The 5352-nt window shown below is 69.4% G+C and carries 6 protein-coding genes and 1 other RNA gene; 5 read left to right on the forward strand and 2 right to left on the reverse strand.

Translation table 11 applies throughout. From position 1 onward, the window contains the following. Positions 1 to 129: a transfer-messenger RNA gene (gene ssrA / locus ACT4N3_RS02205) on the forward strand; the annotation flags it as partial. A 45-nt stretch (positions 130 to 174) separates the two neighbouring features. Here the strand turns inward: ssrA and ACT4N3_RS02210 are convergent. Both ACT4N3_RS02210 and ACT4N3_RS02215 read right to left on the reverse strand, forming a co-directional pair. Further along, positions 175 to 525: a nuclear transport factor 2 family protein gene (locus tag ACT4N3_RS02210; RefSeq protein WP_444853572.1), complete on the reverse strand. Its 351-nt coding sequence runs from the start codon at positions 523 to 525 to the stop codon at positions 175 to 177. Next, positions 522 to 800, reverse strand: coding sequence for an ETC complex I subunit (locus ACT4N3_RS02215; protein ID WP_444853573.1), 279 nt, complete (start codon positions 798 to 800; stop codon positions 522 to 524). The genes ACT4N3_RS02210 and ACT4N3_RS02215 overlap by 4 nt, the downstream gene beginning before the upstream one ends. A gap of 161 nt (positions 801 to 961) precedes the next feature. On the opposite strand from ACT4N3_RS02215, the gene ACT4N3_RS02220 reads away from it, so the two are divergent. The 4 genes from ACT4N3_RS02220 to ACT4N3_RS02235 all read left to right on the forward strand — a co-directional run bounded on the left by ACT4N3_RS02220 (position 962) and on the right by ACT4N3_RS02235 (position 5214). Beyond that, the gene (locus ACT4N3_RS02220) at positions 962 to 3184 is read left to right on the forward strand and encodes a molybdopterin cofactor-binding domain-containing protein (protein ID WP_444853574.1); all 2223 of its coding nucleotides are present in this window, start codon (positions 962 to 964) and stop codon (positions 3182 to 3184) included. After that, complete coding sequence (gene hemH / locus ACT4N3_RS02225) at positions 3181 to 4149, forward strand: ferrochelatase (protein ID WP_444853575.1); 969 nt, start codon at positions 3181 to 3183, stop codon at positions 4147 to 4149. The genes ACT4N3_RS02220 and hemH overlap by 4 nt, the downstream gene beginning before the upstream one ends. Positions 4150 to 4183: 34 nt before the next feature. Beyond that, positions 4184 to 4906: an acetoacetyl-CoA reductase gene (gene phbB / locus ACT4N3_RS02230; protein WP_444853576.1), complete on the forward strand. Its 723-nt coding sequence runs from the start codon at positions 4184 to 4186 to the stop codon at positions 4904 to 4906. Positions 4907 to 4983: 77 nt separating this feature from the next. Next, on the forward strand, positions 4984 to 5214 hold the full coding sequence (locus tag ACT4N3_RS02235; protein ID WP_444853577.1) for a ribbon-helix-helix domain-containing protein: 231 nt from the start codon (positions 4984 to 4986) through the stop codon (positions 5212 to 5214). Positions 5215 to 5352 lie beyond the last annotated feature (138 nt).

Below are 5352 nucleotides of genomic sequence, written 5' to 3' on the forward strand. Positions count from 1 at the left end.
GACGGCCCATACACAAGTGCCAACGATAACGAGGCGCTCGCGATTGCCGCGTAACCAATGACCTAACGGTCTGAAGTTACAAGGACAAAAGCGCGGTTCGGGCCGCACCGGGCAACAGAAGCGGATTCCAGCGGTACGGGGAGCACCGGGCAACAGAAGCTCCCCACTTCCTTTTCAGCCGCCGCCGTAAACCCGCTCGAAGCTCAGCCGGTCCCAATAGCCGCGCTGGAAGACGATCAGCCCGTCCACGGCGCGGAAGAAGCCGCAACCGCGCAGGCCCCTGGGATCGCGCCATTCCATGATCGCCCATTCGCCGTCGGCGAAGCGGTTCTCGACGATGCAGTGCATCTCTGGCGCGGCGGCGAACTCGGCCGCGAAGATCGCGGCGATCGCGTCACGCCCCTCGACCGGCTCGTTGGCGACCTGATGATTGACCGCGTCGGGATGGTAGAGCGCGGTGAGCGCCGCGATATCGCCGGCGTTGAACGCGGCGATCCAGCGATCGAGTACCTCGGCCGGACTCACCGGAAATTGTCGGCGTAGGCCTGGATTTTCAGCTTCGGCTGGGAGGCCGGGACGACATGGGCGTCGAGGCCGTTCTTCGCCGCATAGGCCTGGGCCGCCTCGAGCGTCGGAAAATGGAGGCGGACCTGCTCGCGCGTCTCGGCGCCGCCGGCCCAGCCGGTGAGCGGATCGGGCACCTTCTTCCGTCCGGATTCGAACTCCAGCACCCAGCGGCCGGCATTGGCCTTGCCGGACTGCATGGCGTTCTTCTGGAGCTGAACGATCCGGGCGGGCATGAGCGCGCTCTGAAGGATCGCGCCAGAGTTGACAAGATCAAGTTCCCCGGCGGAGGCCGGGGCCCAGGCGGCGCTTCTGCGCCGTTCCTTGTTCAGGACTGGACCCCGGCCTTCGCCGGGGAACGCTAGCCCTGATGCTGTCGCCTCTCTATCAGCCCCTTATGGCGCGCGGGGACGAGAGCGGCGGGATCACGCGACGCCGATTGCTGATCGGCGGCGGCGCGAGCGTCGGTTTGGTCGTCGCCTGGGCGCTCTGGCCGCGCGAATATCAACCGAACCTGCGCGCCGGCGAGGGCGAGACTTTGTTCAACGCCTATCTCAAGATCGGCCGCGACGGGCGGGTGATCGTCGCCGTTCCGCAGGCCGAGGCAGGGCAGGGGGTCTATACCGCGCTGCCGCAGATCATCGCCGACGAACTGGGCGCGGACTGGCGCACGGTTTCGGTGGAGCCGGCGCCGCTGTCGCCGCTCTACGCCAATGTCTTCCTCGCCGAGGAAGCAGCCGGCGGCAGTGCCTTCCCCGAGACGTTCGGCATCGATCGCTGGGCGGCGCGCCAATATGCGCTGAGGAACGCGGTGATGCTGACCGGCGGCTCCTCCTCGGTGCGCGGCTTCGAGGCGCCGCTGCGCGAGGCGGGCGCGGGCGCGCGGGTCTTGCTCTGTTTGGCGGCCGCGGCGCGCTGGAGCGCGAACTGGGAGGAGCTGGACACGCGCGCGGGCTTCGTCGTGCGCGGCAGTGACCGGCTCGCCTTCGCCGAGCTGGCCGGAGAGGCGGCGGGGCTGGACCTGCCAGCGACGGTGCCGATGCGCGGCGGCAATGAGAATAGGCTGATCGGCCAGCCGCTGCCGCGGCTCGACACGCCGGCCAAGCTCGACGGATCGGCGATGTTCGCGGGCGACGTGCGGCTGCGCGACATGGCCTTCGCCGCGGTCCGCACCGCGCCGCCCGGCGGGACTCCGGAAGGCGTGGATTGGGACGGCGCGGACACGGTGCCGGGCGCGTTCCGGCTGATCCAGAATCCGGGTTTCGTCGCGGTCGCGGCGGTGAACGGCTGGGCGGCGATGACCTCGCTCGCGCGACTCAATCCGCGCTTCGCTGTGCCGGCCGAGCGGCCATCGACGCGCAGTATCGACGCGGCGCTCGCCGGCGCGCTGGACGGCGGCGAAGCGACGCGGCTCCACACGGCGGGCGATCCCGACGCGGACCCGGCCGGGGCGAGCCGGATCGAAAGCCGCTATGCGATCGGCCCCGGCCCGTCCGTACCGATCGAGCCACTGACCGCGACCGCGCGCTTCGCCGACGGGCGGCTGGAAATCTGGGCGCCGGTGATGGCGCTCGGCCTCGCCCGCTCGGCGGCGGCGCGGGCGCTCGACATTTCCGAAGGCGCGGTGACGATCTACCCGACTTTGGTCGGCGGCGGTTATGGGCGGAAGCTCGAGACGGCGGCGATCGTGCAGGCGGCGATCATCGCGCAGGCGCTCGGCCAGCCGGCGCAGATCGTCTGGCCGCGCATTCAGGAAATCCAGGCCGACACGTTCGCGCCGCCGGCGATGGCGCGGATGAGCGCGACGGTGGCCGGCGGGCGCATCCATAGCTGGCGGGCGCGGATCGCCTCGCCCGACGCGGCTGCCGCGACCGCCGAGCGGCTGCACGCCGCGCACAGCTTCTTCCGTCCCGACGGCGCCGTCGGCGCGGGCGCCGTGCCGCCTTACGGCATCGGCCATGTCGCGGTGGACCATGTCGCGGCGGAGATCGGCCTGCCGGTCGGCATCGGCCGGGGCGGCGCGCATGTCGCGAGCTGCTTCTTCACCGAGAGCTTCGTCGATGAGATCGCCCGCGCGGCGGGGCACGAGCCTTTGTCCTATCGGATGGCGATGCTGGCCGACAATCCGCGCCTCGCCCGCTGCCTCGCGACCGCGACCGCGATCGGCGGCTGGGACGGCGGCATCGCCGGCGGCGGTATGGGGATCGCGGTCCATCAGGCATTTGGCTCCTATGTCGCGGTGCTGGTCGAGGTGGCGGCCGGGGAGAGCGGGCGCTTGCGGGCACTGCGCGCGGTGCTCGCGGTCGATTGCGGGCGGGTGGTGAACCCCGAGCTGGTCAAACAGCAGATCGAGGGCGGCTTCATCCACGGCCTGCTTTTCGCACTTGGGGCTCCCGTCGAGATCGAGGGCGGCGTGCCGACCTTCGGCAATATCGGCGATTATGGCTTGCCCACCTTGCGCGACGCGCCGGAGGTGAGCGTCGAGTTGGTCGAGAGCGACGAGGTGTCGGGCGGAGTCACCGAGCTGGCGGTGCCGGTCGTGGCGCCGGCGGTCGCCAACGCTTATTACGCGCTGAGCGGGCGGCGCGTGCGCGCGCTGCCGATCCGGAGCGGGCGATGATCGGCGTCCTCCTCATCAATCTCGGCACGCCCGACGCGGCGGACGCGCGGGCGGTGCGGCGCTATCTGGCCCAGTTCCTGTCCGACCGGCGCGTGGTGGAAATCCCCGCGATCGCCTGGCAGCCGATCCTGCGCGGCATCATCCTGCGCACCCGCCCGCGCAAATCGGCCGAGGCCTACAAGCTGGTCTGGACCGAGCAGGGCTCGCCGCTCGCCGCGATCACCCGGGCGCAGGCGGCGGCTTTGGTCGGGACACTTGGCGAGCAGGTGATCGTCGATCATGCGATGCGCTACGGCCAGCCGGGGATCGCAAAGCGGATCGATGCCTTGATGGCCCGGGGCTGCGAGCGCATCCTGCTGGCGCCGCTTTACCCGCAATATTGCGCGGCGACGACGGCGACCGCCAACGACGCCGCCTTCGCCCATCTCGCCACGCTCCGCCTTCAGCCGGCGATCCGCACCCTGCCGCCTTATTATGACGACCCTGCCTATGTCGGTGCGCTCAAGGCGTCGGTGGAGGAGGGGCTGGCAAGGCTGGATTTCGAGCCGCGGGCGATCGTCGCCAGCTTCCACGGCATGCCGGAACGTACCCGGGCGCTCGGCGACCCCTATCATGACCAGTGCATGGCGACGGCGAGGTTGCTCTCGGCCGCATTGGGCCGGCCGCTGGAGGTCGCCTTCCAGTCGCGCTTCGGCCGGGCGAAATGGCTGGAGCCGGCGACCGACGCCCGTCTGCGCGCGCTGCCGGGCGAGGGCGTCACCGAGCTGGCGGTGCTCGCGCCCGGCTTCGCCGCCGATTGCCTGGAAACGCTGGAGGAACTGGCGATTCGCGGCCGCGACATTTTTCGCGCGGCCGGCGGCAAGCGCTTCGCCTATCTTCCCTGCCTCAACCATGACCCGCCCGGCGTGGCGATGCTGCGCGCGCTGATCGGCCGCGAACTTGAAGGATGGCGGCCGCCGCAATAAGGCCGTCGCCAATCAAACCACAAAGGAGAGGATCATGGCCCGCGTTGCAATCGTCACCGGCGGATCGAGAGGCATTGGCGAGGCGATCAGCGTCGCGCTCAGGGATGCGGGAATGACCGTCGCCGCCAATTATGCCGGCAATGACGAGCGCGCGCGCGAATTCACCGAGCGGACGGGTATCAAGACCTACCAGTGGGACGTCTCCGATTACGACGCCTGCCTGGCCGGAGTCGCCGAGGTCGAAAGCGAACTCGGACCGGTCGATGTGGTGGTCAACAATGCCGGCATCACCCGCGACGGGACGATGAAGCGGATGGAGCGCCAGGCCTGGGACGACGTGATCGACATCAATCTGGGCGGCTGCTTCAACATGGCCAAGGCGGTGTGGAACGGGATGAACGAGCGGAAATATGGCCGCATCGTCAATATCGGCTCGATCAACGGCCAGGCCGGGCAATATGGCCAGGTCAACTATGCAGCCGCCAAGTCCGGCATCCACGGCTTCACCAAGGCGCTGGCGCAGGAAGGCGCGCGGGCCGGGATCACGGTCAACGCGATCGCGCCCGGCTATATCGATACCGACATGGTCGCGGCGGTGCCGCCCGACGTGCTGGAGAAGATCGTCGCCAAGATCCCGGTCGGCCGGCTCGGCCAGGCGAGCGAGATCGCCCGCGGCGTCACCTTCCTCTGCGCCGAGGAGGGCGGCTTCATCACCGGCTCGACCCTCAGCATCAATGGCGGCCAGCATATGTATTGACGGGCGACCATGCCGTCATTGCGAGCGAAGCGAAGCAATCCAGCGGTGGATTGCCGCGTCGCCTTCGGCTCCTCGCAATGACGACTAGCGGACCCGTCAAACGCTCCGTGCTGATCGCGGGGCATGCGACCTCGATCAGCCTGGAGCCGGTGTTCTGGGAGGCGCTGAGGGAAGCGGCAGCGGCGGAGGGCCTGCCGCTCAACGCGCTTGTCGCCCGGATCGACGCCGAGCGGATTGAAGCGGCCCATCCGCCCAATCTAGCGAGCGCCATCCGCGTCTGGCTGTTCGAAAGGGAGCGTCAGCGATGAGCGTCGAGCTCAACCACACGATCATCTGGTGCTCCGACAAGGCGCGCTCGGCCGCCTTCATGACCGACATTCTCGGCCTGCCGCCGGCCCGCGCCTTCCTCCACTTCCTCGTCGTCGATCTCGCCAACCATGTGTCGG

The sequence above is a fragment of the Sphingosinicella sp. genome, from assembly GCF_052388015.1.
Lineage (GTDB): Bacteria > Pseudomonadota > Alphaproteobacteria > Sphingomonadales > Sphingomonadaceae > Allosphingosinicella.